This is a genomic window from Streptomyces sp. URMC 129, assembly GCF_051386415.1.
Taxonomy (GTDB): domain Bacteria; phylum Actinomycetota; class Actinomycetes; order Streptomycetales; family Streptomycetaceae; genus Streptomyces.
The window spans coordinates 1-16,023 of sequence record NZ_JBPQTQ010000074.1; the positions used below are offsets into that span (position 1 = coordinate 1).

Genomic DNA, 16,023 nt, shown 5'->3' on the forward strand with positions numbered 1-16,023 from the left:
CCGGGTGCGGTGGCGGCGGGGGCGGCGTCCCCGCCGCCGCCCCCGAGCCGGAGCGGCCGGAACCCGGGGTGCCGCACGGGCAGGTGGCGGGCGCCGAGGAGGCCGGGGAGCCGCAGCCGCGTCTCGTGGTGGCCGGCGCGGAGACCGGCACGGTGGGCGTTCTCGACCTGATCACCGGGGAGTTCACCGGGACGGGGACGGTCGAGGGCGTCACGGACATCGGCGGCGACGGCCGCTTCGCCTACGTCACCGCCGGGGACGGCTCGGTGCACATCGTGGACGGCGGCGCCTGGACCGTCGACCACGGCGACCACTCCCACTACTACCGGGCCCCGGCCCGCCTCGTCGGCGCGGTGCCCGGCCGGGCACCGGCCGGTGCGCACGGCGGCTCCTCCGCCGCCGCCGTGACGTCCGGGGACGGCACGGTCACCCTGGTCGACCGGGAGGCGCTGGAGGCCGGGACGCTCACGGAGGCCGGTTCGTTCGGCGTGGACGACCCGTCCGGCGCCGCCGCCGTGCCGCTCGCGGAGCACGTGGTCGTGGCCGCCGCCGACGGCGCGGTCGAGGTGCGGGGGGCGGACGGCGAGCCGGTCGCGGCGCTCGACGAGCCCTGCCCGCGGCCGGAGGGCGAGGCCGCGACCCCGTACGGCGTCGTCCTCGGCTGCGCGGACGGGGCGCTGCTGGTGACCGGCGAGGGGGACACGTTCACCGGCGAGAAGATCGCCTACCCGGAGCAGGCGGCGGACCGCGCCCGGGAGTTCACCCACCGGTCCGGCAGCGCGACGCTCGCCGCGGTGGCCGGGGAGCGGGGGGTGTGGACGCTGGACGTGTCCGGGCGGGCCTGGGCGTTCGTGGCGACCGGTCCCGTGCTGGCCGCCAACGCGCCGGGCGACGGCGCCACGCTGCTCACGCTGACCGCCGACGGCGTGCTGCACGCGTTCGACACCGGGACGGGCGAGGAGACGGCGCGGACCCCGCTGCTGGCCGGACCGCCGCCGGACGGGACGGCCCCGGTGATCGAGATCGACGCCGCCCGCGCCTACGTCAACGACCCGGCGGCCGGGGCCGTGCACGAGATCGACTACCGCGACGACCTGCGGATCGCCCGCACGCTGGAACTCGGCTTCGCGCCCGCGCACATGGTGGAGACGGGCCGATGAGGGCGGCGAGGAGGGCGAGGGCGCTGCTGGCGGTGCTGCCGCTGGTGGCCGTGTCCCTGGCCGGATGCGGGGCCGCCGGGTCCGGCGGGGAGCAGGGGGCCGGGATCGTCGTCACCACGAACATCCTCGGCGACATCACCCGGAACGTCGTCGGGGACGAGGCCGAGGTGACCGTGCTGATGGAGCCGGGCGCGGACCCGCACTCGTTCGCGCTGTCGGCCCGCCAGGCCGCCCTCGTGGAGGAGGCCGGCCTGGTGATCTCCAACGGCCTCGGCCTGGAGGAGGGCGTGCGGCGCACCGTGGAGGCGGCGGGGGACGCCGGGGTGCCGACGCTGGCGGTCGGGGAGGAGGTCGACCCGATCCGGTACCGCGAGGGCGACTCGGCCGGGCAGCCCGATCCGCACTTCTGGACCGACCCGCGCCGGGTGCGCACCGCGGTGGACGTGATCGCGGACCGGGTGGTCGAGGAGGTCGGGGGCGTCGACGCCGCGGCCGTCCGCGCCAACGCCGAGGAGTACGCGGCCGGGCTCGGCCGCCTCGACGCGTGGATGGCCGACCGGTTCGCGGAGATCCCCGAGGAGCGGCGCAGCCTCGTCACGGACCACCACGTCTTCGGATACCTCGCGGAACGGTACGGCTTCCGGATCGTCGGCGCGGTCATCCCGAGCGGGACGACGCTGGCCTCGCCCAGCTCGTCCGACCTGGACTCCCTCGCCGCCGCGATCCGGGAGGCGGGGGTGCCGGCGATCTTCGCGGACTCCGCGCAGCCGGACCGGCTGGCGCGGGTGCTCGCCGACGAGGTCGGCCTGCGCGTCGAGGTGATCCACCTGTTCTCCGAATCCCTGACCGAGGAGGGCCAGGGGGCCGGGACCTACGAGGAGATGATGCGCGCCAACACCGACGCCATCGTCTCCGGACTGACGGAATGAGAGGCACGACGTGAGAGACGGCAACATCTGGTCCTGGACGGGCGGTCCGGCGCGGAAGGCGGTCGCGCTGTCGGCGCTCGCCGCCACGCTGGTCGCGGTGAGCGCGTGCGGCGCGGAGGAGGAGAAGGAGCCCGGGGCCGCGGCGTCAGCGGAGGCGGCTCGGGTGGCCGACCCGGTCGTCGTCACCTACGACGGCGGGCTGTTCGTCATCGACGGCGAGACCTTCGAGGTCGCGGCGGACATCCCGCTGGACGGCTTCAACCGGCTCAACCCCGCGGGCGACGACCGCCACGTCTTCGTCTCGACCTCCGCCGGCTTCCAGGTGCTGGACGCGGCCGGCGGCGCGCTGACGGACACGGTCTTCGAGGGGCCGGAGCCGGGGCACGTCGTGCGGCACGCCGGCCGGGCCGTGCTCTTCTTCGACGGCTCGGGCGAGGTCGTCAGCCTCGACCCGGACGACCTCGGGGACGGCGAGCCGGAGACCGGGACCTACACGGCCGCCGCGCCCCACCACGGCGTCGCCGTCGAACTGGAGAACGGCGAACTCCTCGTCACCCTCGGCACCGAGGAGGAGCGCACCGGCATCGTCGTGCTCGACGCGGACGGCGAGGAGATCGCCCGCAGCGAGGAGTGCCCCGGCGTGCACGGCGAGGCGACGGCGCGGGGCGAGGCCGTCGTCATCGGCTGCGAGGACGGCGTCCTGATCTACCGGGACGGGACCATCACCAAGGTGGACAGCCCCACCGCCTACGGCCGCATCGGCAACCAGGCCGGATCGGAGGAGTCGGCCGTCGTGCTCGGCGACTACAAGCAGGACGCGGACGCCGAGCTGGAACGGCCCCAGGAGATCTCGCTCATCGACACCGAGGCCGGGACGCTGACCCGGGTGGACCTCGGCACCAGCTACACCTTCCGCTCCCTCGCCCGGGGCCCGGAGGGCGAGGCCCTGGTCCTCGGCACGGACGGGAGCATCCACGTGATCGACCCCGTCGGCGCCGAGGTGGTGGACAGCGTCCCGGTCGTCGCGGAGTGGGAGGAGCCGCTGGAGTGGCAGGAACCCCGGCCCGCGCTGTGGGTGCGCGGCGGCACGGCGTACGTGACGGAGCCGGCCACCAGCGAACTGCACGCCGTGGACCTGGCGTCGGGCGAGGTCCGGGAGACGCTGCGGCTGCCGGGCGTGCCCAACGAGCTGAGCGGCGTCCGGGACCACTGACGGCACGACGGCGCCGACGGTGTGACGGCCCGGGGCGGCGCGGTGCCGCCCCGGGCGGGGCGACGGGGTTTGGCGGCCGTCCGGTGGGCAACCCGGCATGTCATGTCCGCAAAAAATCTGAGACTTGGTCCCGTGGCGGCGTTCATCGCGGTCGCCGCAGATGTCGCGGCCTTCATCATCGGCCTGTGGATCCTGATGTACCTGCTGGACGCGAATCCGGGCAACGACCTGGTGAACTTCCTGCACGACGCGTCGCGTTGGCTGGCGAGCTGGTCGCACGACATGTTCACGTTCGACGACGAGTGGGCGCGCGTGGTCTGCGGCTACGGACTGGCGGCCCTGGTCTATCTGGTGCTGGGCAACATCGTGGCCCAGCGGGTGCGGCGGCTCTAGGAGCGCGCGAGGGCGGCGAGATAGGTGTCCACCGTCTGCAACCGGCCGGGGGGCAGCGGGTCTTCGAGGTTCCACCAGTGGATCGCGGAGATCTCGTCGTTCGGTTCGAACGCGGTGGGGTCGGCCGTTTCGCCGTGGTAGAACGCGCCGCGCAGCACGCGCTTGTCCGGCAGGGACGTCTTGGCGAATCCGGCGAAGGTGAGGGCGGCCGGGGCGACGACGTGGTTCGTCTCCTCGCGCAGCTCCCGGACGGCCGCCTCGCGCGCGCTCTCGCCGGGGTCGATTCCGCCGCCGGGCAGCTCCCAGCAGTCGCGGTGGCGGACATGGACCAGGAGGAGCAGGCCCGCGTGCCACAGCGCGACCAGGCTGTAGGCGACCGGCGCCTCGCTGAACCGGGTGTCCTCGGGGAGGCGTTCGAAGGCCAGCAGCCGCATGCCCAGCGGGCCGGTCGCCAGGGGGGCCGTGGTGTCGCTCATGACGCGCAGCCTAGAACAACGCGCCGGGGCGCCGGCCGATGAGTTTCCGGCCGGGCCGTGGTCTGTCCGGGTGTGAGGTGCCCGCGGGAGGCGGGGCCCGGACGAAGGGGAGACGGTCATGAGCGGGACGACGACGGCGTACCGGCTGACGAGGGAACTGGACGCGCCGGTGGCGGAGGTGTGGGATGCCTGGACGCTGCCGGAGCGGTTCGCGCGGTGGTTCGGGGCGCCGCTGCCGTCCGTGGAGCTGGACGTGCGGCCGGGCGGGGCGTGGCGGGCGACGCTGGTGACCCCCGACGGGGCGGCGTTCCCGATGTCCGGCACCTACCCCGTGGTGGAGCCGGGCCGGCGGCTGGTGACCTCGCTCGACATGCCGGGGCGGGACGAGCCGGCCGTGATGGAGATGGACTTCGAGGAGCTGGACGCCGGGCGGCGCACCCGGCTGGTGATCCGGCAGGAGTGCGCGACGGCCGAGGAGTGCGCGGAGTCGGAGGAGGGGAGCCGCATCCTGCTCGGCAGCCTCGCGGACTTCCTCGCGGGCCCGCGATGAGGCGGTTCTCCGCCCTGGGATAGCATCCCGGATATGAGAGACGATGTCGCCGTCACCGCGGTGTCCGCCGCCACGGACTCCATCGATTCCCGGCTGGCGGCCCGGCTGGCCGCGCTGCGCGCCGAGCGCGGCTGGTCCCTGGACGAGCTGGCCGGGCGCAGCGGCGTGAGCCGCTCGACGCTGTCCCGGCTGGAGCGGGCGGAGATCAGCCCCACGGCGGCCCTGCTCGGCAGGCTCTGCTCGGTGTACGGGCGGACCATGTCGCGGCTGCTGATGGAGGTCGAGGAGGAGCCGCCGGGCCTGGTGCGGGCGGCGCGGCAGGCGGTGTGGCGGGACGCCGGGGCGGGCTTCGCGCGGCGTTCGGTGTCCCCGCCGCACGCCGGTCTGCGCGGCGAGGTGATCGAGGGCGTGCTGGAGCCGGGCGCCGAGGTGCCGTACGAGGGGCCGCCGTTGCCCGGGCTCGAACACCACGTGTGGGTGCTGGAGGGCGGCCCGCTGTCGGTGCGGGTGGGGGACGAGGAGCACCTGCTGGACCCCGGCGACTGCCTGCGGTTCCGGCTGTGGGGGCCGTCGCGGTACCACTGCCCCGGGCCGGGGTCCGTCCGGTACGCCGTGGTGGTGGTGCTGCCGTGAGCGCCGCGCGCGGGGTGGAGGTCGTGCGGCTCGGGGCGGAGGAGCTGCCCCGGCTGGCCGGTCTGCTGGTGGACGCCGTGGCGGGCGGGGCCTCGGTGGGCTTCCTGAAGCCGTTCGGGCCGGGGGAGGCGGCGCGGTGGTGGGCCGGGCACGGCCCGGCGGTGGCGTCGGGCCGGATGGCCGTGTGGGCGGCGCGCGAGGCGGGCGGCGACGGTGACGGCCCGCTGATCGGCACGGTGACCCTGGCGTTCGAGTCCAAGCCCACCGGGCGGCACCGCGCGGAGATCGCCAAACTGCTGGTGCACAGCTCGGCGCGGCGGCGCGGCATCGCCCGCGCCCTGCTCGCCGCGGCCGAGCGCGCCGCGGCCGACGCGGGCGTGACGCTGCTGCTGCTGGACACGGAGAAGGACAGCGGCGCGGAGCGCCTGTACCGGTCGGAGGGGTGGATCAAGTTCGGCGAGGTCCCGGACCACGCGGCCGACCCGGACGGCGTGCTGCGGCCGACGAGCTACTACCGCAAGAGCCTGCTCCCCGGCGCGCGGATCGCCGGCTGAGCCCGGGGTTCCTCAGTGCTCGGGGGGCCGGGTGCCCTCCGGCCTGACCGACACGTCCAGCTCACTGGTGCCGGGGCCGATGCGGATCTCGAAGTCGCCCGCGTAGCGCTGCTGTCCGGCGATGACCGCCATCTCCACGGCCTCCTCGGCCTGTTCGCCGCGCAGGATGACCGCGTCGTGGCGCAGGTCGCGCATCAGGGCCGCGCACAGCCCGATCAGCACCAGGGTGAACGGCACGGCGGCCAGGATGGTCAGGTTCTGCAGGCCCTCCAGCGCGCTGGACCCGCCGCCGCCGATGAGCAGCATGACGGCGGCGACGGCGCCGGTGAGCACGCCCCAGAAGACGACGATCAGATGGTGCGGGCGCAGCGTGCCGTGCTGCGACAGCGTGCCCATCACGATCGAGGCGGCGTCCGCGCCGGAGACGAAGAAGATGCCGACGAGGATCATCACCACGACGGTCGTCAGCCCGGCGACGGGATAGTTGCCGAGGACGGCGAAGAGCCTGCCTTCGGCGGTGGCCTCGCCGATGATGCCCTCGCCGCCTGCCTCCAGGCGCATCGCGGTGCCGCCGAAGACGGTGAACCACAGCAGGCTGACCGTGCTGGGCACCAGGATCACGCCGCCGACGAACTGCCGGATCGTCCGGCCCCGGCTGATGCGGGCGATGAACATGCCGACGAACGGCGTCCACGAGATCCACCAGGCCCAGTAGAAGACCGTCCAGCCCGACAGCCAGCCCGCGATGTCCTCGCCGCCGCTCGCCTCGGTGCGGGCGGCCATGCCGGGCAGCGCGTCGGCGTAGGACCCGATCGAGGTCGGGACGAGGTCGAGGATCAGCACGGTGGGGCCGGCGACGAAGAGGAAGACGGCGAGCAGGGCGGCCAGCACCATGTTGGTGTTGGACAGCCACTGGATGCCCCGGTCGATGCCCGAGACGGCCGACACGACGAAGGCCGCCGTCAGGACCGCGATGATGACGACGAGGACACCGGTCGCCACGTCCGGCATCCAGCCCAGCTCCTCGGCACCGCCGCCGATCTGGAGGGCGCCGAGGCCCAGGGAGGCGGCGGAGCCGAAGAGGGTGGCGAAGATGGCGAGGATGTCGATGACGCGGCCGGGACCGCCGTGGGCCCGCCGCTCCCCGATGAGCGGGGTGAAGACCGCGCTGATGGACTGCCGGCGGCGGCGCCGGAACGCGCTGTAGGCGATGGCCATGCCGGCGACCGCGTAGATGGCCCAGGGGTGGATGGTCCAGTGGAAGAGAGTGGTGGCCATGGCCGTGGACATCCGCTCGCCGGTGTCCCGCGGCGCGGTGCCGGGCGGCGGCGTGACGAAGTGGCTGAGCGGCTCGCTCACGCCGTAGAACATCAGGCCGATGCCCATCCCGGCGCTGAACATCATCGCCACCCAGGACACCGTGCGGAACTCGGGCTCCTCGCCCTCCTCGCCGAGGGTGACGCGCCCGTAGCGGCTGACGGCGAGCCAGAGGGCGAAGACCACCAGGCCGGAGGAGACGAGCACGAAGCCCCACCCGGCATTGTGGATGACGCTCTCCAGGGCCTCGCCGGAGACGTCGGCGAGCGAGTCGGTGGCGAGGCAGCCCCAGAGCACGAAGGCGAGCGTGAGTCCGGCGGCGACGCCGAAGACGACGCGGTCCGTCCGTGGTTCCTCCGGCGACGGCCGCCCGGATCTGGTGGTCTCCACGGACGTGTGCATGGCGCGTTCCAGCCCTTCGTGTCTGCGAGCGGCAGGGGCATCGTAGACGGCGCATGAGGGGAAATGTGCGACATGTCGACCGCGATGCGCTGGACCCGCGCCGATGAACAGCACGGCGGCGGAGCGGTACGCGGCGCCGGGGGACTTCGGGCGGTTCGCGGACGGGGTGGCCCTTCCCGAGCGGGAGTTGGCCGGGCGGGAGCCCTCCGTTCCCGTGTCCGGGGCGGTGGAGCGGCGCCGTCCCGAGGCGGTCATCCGGATCCGCCCGGCCGTGCCGGAGGCGCGGTCGGGGCCCGCGGATCCGTGGCCACGGTGGGCGACTGCCGCACCGCGCCCCCGGCTGACAGACTCTCCGGACATGGCGAACAGCGGACTGTGGGTCGGCGTCCTGACCGCGCTCACCGCGCTCGGGGCCAGCTACATCACCGCGCGGGCGGCCCTGCGCGCGGCGCTGGCCCAAGCCCGGACCACCGCGCGGGCGGAGGCCCTTCGTGAGCAGCGGGACCGGCGCAGAGCCTCCTATCGGGAGATGCTGAGCTGCGCGCACGCGTTCTCGGCGGTCACGTGGCAGATCGACGACGTCGACGCGGCGCGCGACCGCGGGAGCAAGGACCGGCTCCTCCAGCAGATGTACGAGCGCGTCGGCCCGGCCATCGGGGACATGAACAGGGCCATGCATGAGGTCCGGCTCGACGGTCCGGCCGAGGTTTCCGCCGCGGCGGACCACGTGCGGAACAGGGCGCGGCGCTTGCAGCCGTTGCTCAAGGCACTCATCGGTGACGACAGTGCCCGGCGGCGGGACGAGTACGACGCTGCCTACCGGGACTTCCGGGAGGCCTATGTCACGTTCATCCGCCTGGCGCGGGAAGCGCTGGAGGTCAGGGACGAGGACGGATAGCCCCTCTCTGTCGTCGTGGTGGGTGTCGTCCGGGCCGGGGTCAGCTCGGCTCTAGCGCGCCGGTGCCGATGACGGTGAGCCGGACGCGGTCGATGGTGGTGTCCTCCAGGCAGCCGAGCAGGCGGAGTTCGTCGTGCTCGCTCAGGGACGGCTGGACCGTCGCCGCGAACAGGCCGTCGTCCAGAGCGGTCATCCCGGCCTGGAGCAGCGGGACGGCCGTCGCGTCGCGGCAGCGCTCCCACATCTGCTCGGCGGCCAGGGCGGTGCGGGAGTCGCCCACCCCGTTGCCGTCGACTGTGAACAGCAGGGACGTCGCCGCGCCCGTGCCGTGCTCCGGGGGCTCGGTCTCGGTCATCGCCTGGAGGCCGGCGAACAGCGCGACGCAGGCCGCCGCCGCCAGGGCGAGAGCGCCGAGCTGCTTGGCCCGGCCGAGCACCGGGTGGTCGGGCAGGTCGGGTGTCGGGGCGTGCAGGCCGCCGGGCGGGGCCGCGAGGGGCGCCAGGCGGCCCGCCAGGCGGCGCTGGGCCGTCGGCCGCACCGTCGCCCGCGCCACGCGCTCCACCACCCACGCCAGCCCCGACAGCGCGACGCCCGCCGCCATCAGGACGGGCACGAAGACGAACGTCCGCCCCTCGCCGTCGCCCAGCCACGCGAACCGGGGGCGGCCCGCCGTCGCCCGGCCGCCGCCGGCGCCCGGCTCGCGGTCGGCCTGGCGGAGCTGCGCCAGGATCTCGTCCTGCCGCCGGTCGCCGTCCCTGATCCGCTGCTCCAGGCGGGATATGCGGTCCAGCGTGGCGAGCCCGAGCAGCAGCACCTCCACGACCAGCAGCAGCACGCCGCAGATGATCGTCCGCTGCCACTGCCAGCGGTAGAGGTAGATCACCACGTAGATCGCGGCGCCCAACGCGGCGGCGCCGCCGAAGAGATACCCGGCCAGGCGCGCGCTCCTCATGACAACGCCCCCTGCTCCGCCCGCTCCCGGACGCTCACCTCGCCCGTCGCGCCGTCCAGCAGCAGCCGGGTGCCCGGCGGGTAACGGTCCACCGCGCCCGCCGCGCCGGTCACCACCGGGAGCCTCAACTCGCGTGCCAGAACCGCCAGATGGGACAGCGGGCTGCCGGTCTGGGCGATCAGCCCGGCCAGGCGCGGCAGCAGCGGCGCCAGGCCGGGGTCCAGATGCCGCACGACCAGCACCGCGTCCCGGGGCGGCTCGCCGGTGCCGTCCCAGGCGACGCCCTCGGCGCGCCCGCCGGAGACGCCCTGCCCGCCGTCGCCGTCCGCCCGCGCCGGGTCGCGGCGGGCGACGACGGCGCCGTCGTCCGCCAGCCGGAACGCGTCCGGCAGCGGCGTCCCCACGGCGGGCGGCCGGCGCTGCGCCAGGTCGGCCGGGAGCGGGCCGCCCTCGGCCACGGAGACCAGCTCGGGCCAGCGCAGCAGCGCGATCAGGCCCACGTCGACGCTGTGCGCGGCGACCTCACGGACCAGCGCCACCTGGAACTCCTGCACCCAGCGGATCCGCATCCGCAGGGCCTCCCTCGGGGTCAGGGTGCCGGTGCCGGGGCCGGTGCCCGCGACGCCGCGCGCCGGGAGCCGCAGCGGCTCGGTCAGGCTCGGCGGCACCAGCGCCAGCACCTCGGGCCGCGCGGCCACGATCTGCCCGTCGGTCAGCCCCTCGGCGCGGCCGTGGTGCAGCGCGGCGAGGGCCGCCGCGGCGGCCGTGGCGCCCGGCCGGTCGTCGGTCAGCAGCGCGCCCGCCAGCGCCTCCTGGGCGTGCAGCGCGACCAGCACGCTCCGGCTCCAGCGCAGCGCCGCCGTCAGGCCCGCCGGGGTCAGCTCGGCCGGGGGCGGCGCCTCCGACAACTGCCGGTCCACGTCGGCCTGGAGCGAGGTCGCCAGGTGCGGCAGCGACGAGCGCAGCCGGCCCACGCGCCACGCCGCGGCGAGCCGGCGGGCGGGCGGGAGCGGGTTGAGCAGCGCCAGCCGGCGGTGCCGGGGCGGCACCATGCCGAGCAGCTCCAGGTCGGCGACGGCCCGCCCGGCGACCGTGCTGACGACCGGGACGGTGCGCAGCGTGTGCCGGGCGGCGGTGCCGCCGAGGTCGAGGGCGGTCGCCAGGCCGTGGGCCATCGGCACCACCCACAGGTCCTCCTCCAGCGGGCGCAGCAGGCCGGGCAGGGTCTCCGCGACCGGGCCCGGCCCGAGCAGCCGGGCCCGGCGGGCCGGGCGCGGCGCCATGGCGGTGATCGGCCGGGACTGGAAGAGCCAGAGCCGGTCGGTGTGTTCGTCGAAGCCGAACTCCATGTCCTGCGGGCGGCCGAAGACCTGGCGGGTCCGGCGGGCGAGCGCGGCCAGCCGGTGCAGCTCGCCCGCGCGCAGCAGGCGGTCGGCCGGGTCGCCCGGCGCGGTGCGGAGCAGCCTGCCGTGCCGCGACAGCAGGAACTCGGTGCCCGACCGCTCCCCGCTGACCAGGCTGTCCGGGCCGCCGGGCACGACACTGACCAGGGTGCGGTCGGTGCGCCCGGACACCGGGTCGGCGCCGAAGAGCACGCCGCCGACGCGGGAGCGGACCATCGGCTGCACGAGGACGGCCATCGGCTCCTCGGACGAGGCCCGCACGGTGGTGAGCGCGGCGCGGAACGCGTCCCAGCCGCGCACGTCGAGGACCGAGGTGAACTGCCCGGCCATGGAGGACTCCTCGGTGTCCTCGGCGGCCGACGACGAGCGCACCACCAGCGGCGTGCTACCGTTGGCGCTCAACTGCCGCCAGGCTTCCCGGAGATCCTGGCCCCGGTGGCTGGTCCCCGGGGGCAGCACGACGAAGCCCGGCAGAACGGGAAGCTTGGCTCCGGCGGCCCTGGCCAGGGATGCGGCCTTGCCTCCGGTGAGTGCCGCGCGCCCGGCGCGCGGGTCGGTCAGTGGAAGGGCGACGCCCGCGATGGTGGTGCGCGGATCGTCGTGGACCTCGATGTCTTCGGTGTGCATCGTCCGCCTCCTGCGATCCCTGTGCCCTTCCGGAGAAGACGCCCGCGGAACCGTCGTTGCCTGACAGCGCGGCGAGGTGGCGCGGAAATTCCCCGGGCCCGGCTCGTCATCGCGCTTCGCCCAGAAGATTCTTGACGCCTGTGACCGGAAGAATGCGCTCCGTTGTGCAACCATTCCGGTCCGTCGTGGGTCTCGTAGAGGCAGGAGGGGAGCGAAGGGCCTGGACCTGGGGGGGCCAGGCCCTTCGGAGTTGTCGGTGGCGGCGGCTACCGTCGGGGCATGTCGCAGAGTGCGGTGGTCGAGGGCGTTCTGGAGCGCATCACCTACGCCAACGAGGAGAACGGGTACACGGTCGCCCGTGTCGACACCGGGCGGGGCGGGGGCGAGCTGCTGACGGTGGTGGGCTCGCTGCTGGGCGCGCAGGTGGGGGAGTCGCTGCGGATGACGGGCCGGTGGGGCTCGCACCCGCAGTACGGCCGCCAGTTCACCGTGGAGAACTACACGACGGTGCTGCCCGCGACCGTGCAGGGCATCCAGCGCTATCTGGGCTCGGGGCTGATCAAGGGCATCGGGCCGAAGACCGCCGAGCGGATCGTGGCGCACTTCGGCACCGGGACGCTGGAGGTCATCGAGGCCGATCCGCGGAAGCTGATCGCCGTGCCGGGCCTGGGCCCCAAGCGCACGGCGCTGATCGCGGCGGCCTGGGAGGAGCAGAAGGCCATCAAGGAGGTCATGGTCTTCCTCCAGAGCGTCGAGGTCTCCACCTCCATCGCGGTGCGGATCTACAAGAAGTACGGCGACGCGTCGATCTCCGTGGTGAAGAACCAGCCGTACCGGCTGGCGGCCGACGTGTGGGGGATCGGCTTCCTGACCGCCGACCGCATCGCGCGCGCCGTGGGCATCCCGCAGGACAGCCCCGAGCGGGTCAAGGCCGGGCTGCGGTACGCGCTGTCGCAGGCCACCGACCAGGGGCACTGCTATCTGCCGGAGGAGCGGCTGATCGCGGACGCCGTGAAGCTGCTCCAGGTGGACACGGGCCTGGTGATCGACTGCCTGGGCGAGCTGGCCGCGGAGCCGGAGGGCGTGGTACGGGAGGCCGTGCCCGATCCCGGCAGCGCCGAGGGGCGGGTGACGGCGGTCTACCTGGTGCCGTTCCACCGGGCCGAGCTGTCGCTGGCCGGGCAGGTGCGGCGGCTGCTCGGGCACGAGGAGGACCGGCTGGCGGCGTTCCGCGACGTGGACTGGGAGAAGGCGCTGGCGTGGCTGGCGCGGCGGACCGGGGCCGAGCTGGCCGCCGAGCAGGAGCAGGCGGTGCGGCTGGCGCTGACCGAGAAGGTCGCGGTGCTGACCGGCGGCCCGGGGTGCGGGAAGTCGTTCACCGTGCGGTCCGTGGTGGAGCTGGCGCGCGCCAAGCGGGCGAAGGTGCTGCTGGCGGCGCCGACCGGGCGGGCGGCGAAGCGGCTGGCGGAGCTGACCGGGGCGGAGGCGTCCACGGTGCACCGGCTGCTGGAGCTGAAGCCGGGCGGGGACGCGGCGTACGACCGGGACCGGCCGCTGGACGCGGACCTGGTGGTGGTGGACGAGGCGTCGATGCTCGATCTCCTGCTGGCGAACAAGCTGGTGAAGGCGGTCGCGCCGGGGGCGCACCTGCTGCTGGTCGGGGACGTGGACCAGCTGCCGTCGGTGGGCGCGGGGGAGGTGCTGCGGGATCTGCTGGCGCCGGGCGGGCCGGTCCCGGCGGTGCGGCTGACGCGGATCTTCCGGCAGGCGCGGGAGTCGGGGGTGGTGACCAACGCGCACCGGATCAACTCCGGGGTGCCGCCGGTGACGCAGGGGCTGTCCGACTTCTTCCTCTTCGTGGCGGAGGACACCGAGGAGGCCGGGCGGCTGGCGGTGGACGTGGCGGCGCGGCGCGTCCCGGAGAGGTTCGGCCTGGATCCGCGGCGGGACGTGCAGGTGCTGACGCCGATGCACCGGGGCCCGGCCGGCGCCGGGGTGCTCAACGGGCTGCTGCAGCAGGCGATCACGCCGGCCCGGCCGGGGCTCGCGGAGAAGCGGTTCGGCGGGCGGGTGTTCCGCGTCGGGGACAAGGTGACGCAGATCCGCAACAACTACGAGAAAGGCGCCAACGGCGTCTTCAACGGCACGGTCGGCGTGGTGACCGGTCTCGATCCGGTGGACCAGCGGCTGACGGTGCGCACCGACGAGGACGAGGAGGTGGCCTACGACTTCGGCGAGCTGGACGAGCTGGCCCACGCCTATGCCGTCACCATTCACCGGTCCCAGGGCAGTGAGTATCCGTGCGTGGTCGTTCCGGTCACGATGAGCGCCTGGATGATGCTCCAGCGAAATCTGTTGTACACGGCCGTGACACGGGCGAAGCGACTTGTTGTGCTCGTGGGGTCACGCCGTGCGCTCGGGCAGGCCGTGCGCAGCGTTTCCGCAGGTCGCCGGTGCACGGCGCTGGACGCGCGGCTGGCCGGGGGGATTGTTCCGTAAGATTCCGCGGCGTCCGTTTTATCGCGGCACGGCGTGCCAAATTGTGGTCGGATGGCCGACCCCGAGTGCACATCTTGGCTCCAGATGGGGGACAGTGGAAGGAGTCAGGGCACCTCGAGGAAGAGGCACAACGTCGGTGAGGGATGACGTGAGCGAAAACCGCTACGGCGACAATGCAGACAATGCAGTAGTAGTGCGGTACGGAGACGAGGAGTACCGCTACCCGCTGGTGGAGAGCACGGTCGGGGACCGCGGCTTCGACATCGGCAAGCTGCGTGCCCAGACCGGTCTGGTGACCCTGGACTCCGGTTACGGCAACACGGCGGCCTGCAAATCGGCCATCACGTACCTCGACGGGGAGAAAGGCATCCTCCGCTACCGGGGGTACCCGATCGAGCAGCTCGCGGAGCACGGCACGTTCCTGGAGACGGCCTACCTGCTCATTCACGGTGAGCTTCCCACCGTGGACGAGCTGGCCAGCTTCCGCAACGAGATCACGCAGCACACGCTGCTGCACGAGGACGTCAAGCGCTTCTACGACGGCTTCCCCCGGGACGCCCACCCGATGGCGATGCTCTCCTCGGTGGTCAGCGCCCTGTCCACGTTCTACCAGGACAGCCACAACCCGTTCGACGAGCGGCAGCGGCACCTGTCGACCATCCGCCTGCTCGCCAAGCTCCCCACGATCGCGGCCTACGCCTTCAAGAAGGCGATCGGCCACCCCATGGTCTACCCGCGCAACGACCTGGGCTACGTGGAGAACTTCCTCCGGATGACCTTCTCGGTCCCGGCCGAGGAGTACGTGGCGGACCCGGTGGTCGCCAACGCCCTGGACAAGCTGTTCATCCTGCACGCGGACCACGAGCAGAACTGTTCCGCGTCCACCGTGCGGATCGTCGGCTCCTCCCAGGCGAACCTCTTCGTCTCCATCTCGGCGGGCGTCAACGCCCTCTGGGGCCCCCTCCACGGCGGCGCCAACGCGGCCGTGCTGGAGATGCTGGAGCAGATCCAGAAGGACGGCGGCGACGTCGACGCCTTCATCCGCAAGGTCAAGAACAAGGAGTCGGGCGTCCGGCTCATGGGCTTCGGGCACCGCGTCTACAAGAGCTTCGACCCGCGCGCGAAGATCATCAAGGCGGCGGCGCACGACGTCCTCTCCGCCCTCGGCAAGTCCGACGAACTGCTGGACATCGCCCTGGCGCTGGAGGAGCACGCGCTCAGCGACGACTACTTCGTCTCGCGCAACCTCTACCCGAACGTCGACTTCTACACCGGCCTGATCTACCGGGCCATGGGCTTCCCGACCAGCATGTTCACCGTGCTGTTCGCGCTGGGCCGGCTGCCCGGCTGGATCGCCCAGTGGCACGAGATGATCACCGACCCGAGCACCCGCATCGGCCGCCCGCGGCAGGTCTACACGGGCATCGTCGAGCGGGACTACAAGCCGGTGGAGCAGCGGTAGCGACCGCATGGTGATGTGACGCGGGTCACATCACCGGATGCACAACCTTCGCCGGAGCCGTGGGTCTAACCGGTCAGAGTTGGCGCGGATTCGGCTGGATCCACGCCGGCCGTCGTCCAGCCGGGGTCCCGTGGGGGGACGCTCTGAGCGGGACGGCAGGAAGCGCCCCGCGCCGGGCCCTGTGGGGGGACCCGTCGCCGGGGCGCTTTTCCGTGTCTGTTTCCCCCCTTCCGGGGCGCCTGTCAGGCGCGCCCGATCAGCTCGTAGCCTGCCTCGTCGACGGCGGCGCGGACCGCCTCGTCGTCGACCGGGGCCTCGGCGGTGACGGTGACCAGGCCGGTGGCCGCGACGGCCGTCACCTCGGTGACGCCGGGGATGCCCTTCACCTCGGCGGTGACGGCGCCCTCGCAGTGGCCGCAGCTCATGCCGGAGACCTTGTACGTCGTGGTGCTCATGCGACCTGCCTCGTTTCTCTGCTCTCCCCCGGGCTCTTCCGGAGTGTTCCGTCACGCGGGATTCATACCCCGCCGGGGTATAAGCCTACCGGTGGGTGGA

Annotated in this window: 15 protein-coding genes; 10 read left to right on the forward strand and 5 right to left on the reverse strand. The window is 73.8% G+C overall.

Annotated elements, in window-relative coordinates:
* The 4 genes from ACSNOC_RS16585 to ACSNOC_RS16600 all read left to right on the forward strand — a co-directional run.
* Positions 1 to 1,160: hypothetical protein (locus tag ACSNOC_RS16585; protein ID WP_436748224.1), on the forward strand; the 1,160-nt coding region annotated here is incomplete at its 5' end.
* Entirely contained in the window at positions 1,157 to 2,089 is a 933-nt protein-coding gene (gene aztC / locus ACSNOC_RS16590) for a zinc ABC transporter substrate-binding protein AztC (protein ID WP_436748225.1), read from the forward strand. The genes ACSNOC_RS16585 and aztC, both read left to right, overlap by 4 nt.
* Before the next feature lie 10 nt (positions 2,090 to 2,099).
* Positions 2,100 to 3,302, forward strand: coding sequence for a zinc metallochaperone AztD (gene aztD, locus ACSNOC_RS16595; protein ID WP_436748226.1), 1,203 nt, complete (start codon positions 2,100 to 2,102; stop codon positions 3,300 to 3,302).
* Between the two features lie 195 nt (positions 3,303 to 3,497).
* Positions 3,498 to 3,695, forward strand: coding sequence for a hypothetical protein (locus ACSNOC_RS16600; protein WP_436748251.1), 198 nt, complete (start codon positions 3,498 to 3,500; stop codon positions 3,693 to 3,695).
* Here the strand turns inward: ACSNOC_RS16600 and ACSNOC_RS16605 are convergent.
* Positions 3,692 to 4,171 carry an NUDIX hydrolase gene (locus ACSNOC_RS16605; RefSeq protein WP_436748227.1) on the reverse strand — a complete coding sequence of 160 codons (480 nt, stop codon included), beginning with the start codon at positions 4,169 to 4,171 and terminating at the stop codon, positions 3,692 to 3,694. The genes ACSNOC_RS16600 and ACSNOC_RS16605 overlap by 4 nt on opposite strands.
* 118 nt (positions 4,172 to 4,289) lie before the next feature.
* On the opposite strand from ACSNOC_RS16605, the gene ACSNOC_RS16610 reads away from it, so the two are divergent.
* Genes ACSNOC_RS16610 through ACSNOC_RS16620 form a run of 3 tightly spaced genes read left to right on the forward strand, consistent with a single transcriptional unit; the run spans position 4,290 to position 5,908 of the window.
* Positions 4,290 to 4,721, forward strand: coding sequence for an SRPBCC family protein (locus ACSNOC_RS16610; RefSeq protein ID WP_436748228.1), 432 nt, complete (start codon positions 4,290 to 4,292; stop codon positions 4,719 to 4,721).
* 33 nt (positions 4,722 to 4,754) lie between these two features.
* On the forward strand, positions 4,755 to 5,354 hold the full coding sequence (locus ACSNOC_RS16615) for a helix-turn-helix domain-containing protein (RefSeq protein WP_436748229.1): 600 nt from the start codon (positions 4,755 to 4,757) through the stop codon (positions 5,352 to 5,354).
* A complete protein-coding gene (locus tag ACSNOC_RS16620; protein ID WP_436748230.1) occupies positions 5,351 to 5,908 on the forward strand; it encodes an N-acetyltransferase family protein in 558 nt (185 codons plus the stop codon). The genes ACSNOC_RS16615 and ACSNOC_RS16620 overlap by 4 nt, the downstream gene beginning before the upstream one ends.
* 12 nt (positions 5,909 to 5,920) lie before the next feature.
* Here the strand turns inward: ACSNOC_RS16620 and ACSNOC_RS16625 are convergent, their stop codons facing one another.
* Complete coding sequence (locus ACSNOC_RS16625; protein ID WP_436748231.1) at positions 5,921 to 7,627, reverse strand: BCCT family transporter; 1,707 nt, start codon at positions 7,625 to 7,627, stop codon at positions 5,921 to 5,923.
* 103 nt (positions 7,628 to 7,730) lie between these two features.
* Here ACSNOC_RS16625 and ACSNOC_RS16630 point away from each other — a divergent pair, with 103 nt between their 5' ends.
* Complete coding sequence (locus tag ACSNOC_RS16630; RefSeq protein WP_436748232.1) at positions 7,731 to 8,525, forward strand: hypothetical protein; 795 nt, start codon at positions 7,731 to 7,733, stop codon at positions 8,523 to 8,525.
* A 40-nt stretch (positions 8,526 to 8,565) separates the two neighbouring features.
* Here ACSNOC_RS16630 and ACSNOC_RS16635 read toward each other — a convergent pair whose 3' ends face one another.
* Positions 8,566 to 9,477 carry a hypothetical protein gene (locus ACSNOC_RS16635; RefSeq protein WP_436748233.1) on the reverse strand — a complete coding sequence of 304 codons (912 nt, stop codon included), beginning with the start codon at positions 9,475 to 9,477 and terminating at the stop codon, positions 8,566 to 8,568.
* The gene (locus tag ACSNOC_RS16640; RefSeq protein ID WP_436748234.1) at positions 9,474 to 11,507 is read right to left on the reverse strand and encodes a PEP/pyruvate-binding domain-containing protein; all 2,034 of its coding nucleotides are present in this window, start codon (positions 11,505 to 11,507) and stop codon (positions 9,474 to 9,476) included. The genes ACSNOC_RS16635 and ACSNOC_RS16640 overlap by 4 nt, the downstream gene beginning before the upstream one ends.
* 279 nt (positions 11,508 to 11,786) lie before the next feature.
* Between ACSNOC_RS16640 and recD2 the strand changes: the two genes are divergently transcribed.
* Positions 11,787 to 14,006 carry an SF1B family DNA helicase RecD2 gene (gene recD2 / locus ACSNOC_RS16645; protein WP_436748235.1) on the forward strand — a complete coding sequence of 740 codons (2,220 nt, stop codon included), beginning with the start codon at positions 11,787 to 11,789 and terminating at the stop codon, positions 14,004 to 14,006.
* 136 nt (positions 14,007 to 14,142) lie between these two features.
* Complete coding sequence (locus ACSNOC_RS16650) at positions 14,143 to 15,468, forward strand: citrate synthase (RefSeq protein ID WP_436748236.1); 1,326 nt, start codon at positions 14,143 to 14,145, stop codon at positions 15,466 to 15,468.
* A gap of 242 nt (positions 15,469 to 15,710) precedes the next feature.
* On the opposite strand, the gene ACSNOC_RS16655 is transcribed toward ACSNOC_RS16650, so the two are convergent.
* On the reverse strand, positions 15,711 to 15,923 hold the full coding sequence (locus ACSNOC_RS16655) for a heavy-metal-associated domain-containing protein (RefSeq protein WP_436748237.1): 213 nt from the start codon (positions 15,921 to 15,923) through the stop codon (positions 15,711 to 15,713).
* Positions 15,924 to 16,023 lie beyond the last annotated feature (100 nt).

Coding starts and splice junctions, on each gene's coding strand:
- ACSNOC_RS16615 (WP_436748229.1), top strand. CDS start 4,755: ATGAGAGACGATGTCGCCGTCACCGCGGTGTCCGCCGCCACGGACTCC.
- ACSNOC_RS16625 (WP_436748231.1), bottom strand. CDS start 7,627: ATGCACACGTCCGTGGAGACCACCAGATCCGGGCGGCCGTCGCCGGAG.
- recD2 (WP_436748235.1), top strand. CDS start 11,787: ATGTCGCAGAGTGCGGTGGTCGAGGGCGTTCTGGAGCGCATCACCTAC.
- ACSNOC_RS16640 (WP_436748234.1), bottom strand. CDS start 11,507: ATGCACACCGAAGACATCGAGGTCCACGACGATCCGCGCACCACCATC.
- ACSNOC_RS16630 (WP_436748232.1), top strand. CDS start 7,731: ATGAACAGCACGGCGGCGGAGCGGTACGCGGCGCCGGGGGACTTCGGG.
- ACSNOC_RS16635 (WP_436748233.1), bottom strand. CDS start 9,477: ATGAGGAGCGCGCGCCTGGCCGGGTATCTCTTCGGCGGCGCCGCCGCG.
- aztC (WP_436748225.1), top strand. CDS start 1,157: ATGAGGGCGGCGAGGAGGGCGAGGGCGCTGCTGGCGGTGCTGCCGCTG.
- ACSNOC_RS16610 (WP_436748228.1), top strand. CDS start 4,290: ATGAGCGGGACGACGACGGCGTACCGGCTGACGAGGGAACTGGACGCG.
- ACSNOC_RS16655 (WP_436748237.1), bottom strand. CDS start 15,923: ATGAGCACCACGACGTACAAGGTCTCCGGCATGAGCTGCGGCCACTGC.
- ACSNOC_RS16605 (WP_436748227.1), bottom strand. CDS start 4,171: ATGAGCGACACCACGGCCCCCCTGGCGACCGGCCCGCTGGGCATGCGG.
- ACSNOC_RS16600 (WP_436748251.1), top strand. CDS start 3,498: ATGTACCTGCTGGACGCGAATCCGGGCAACGACCTGGTGAACTTCCTG.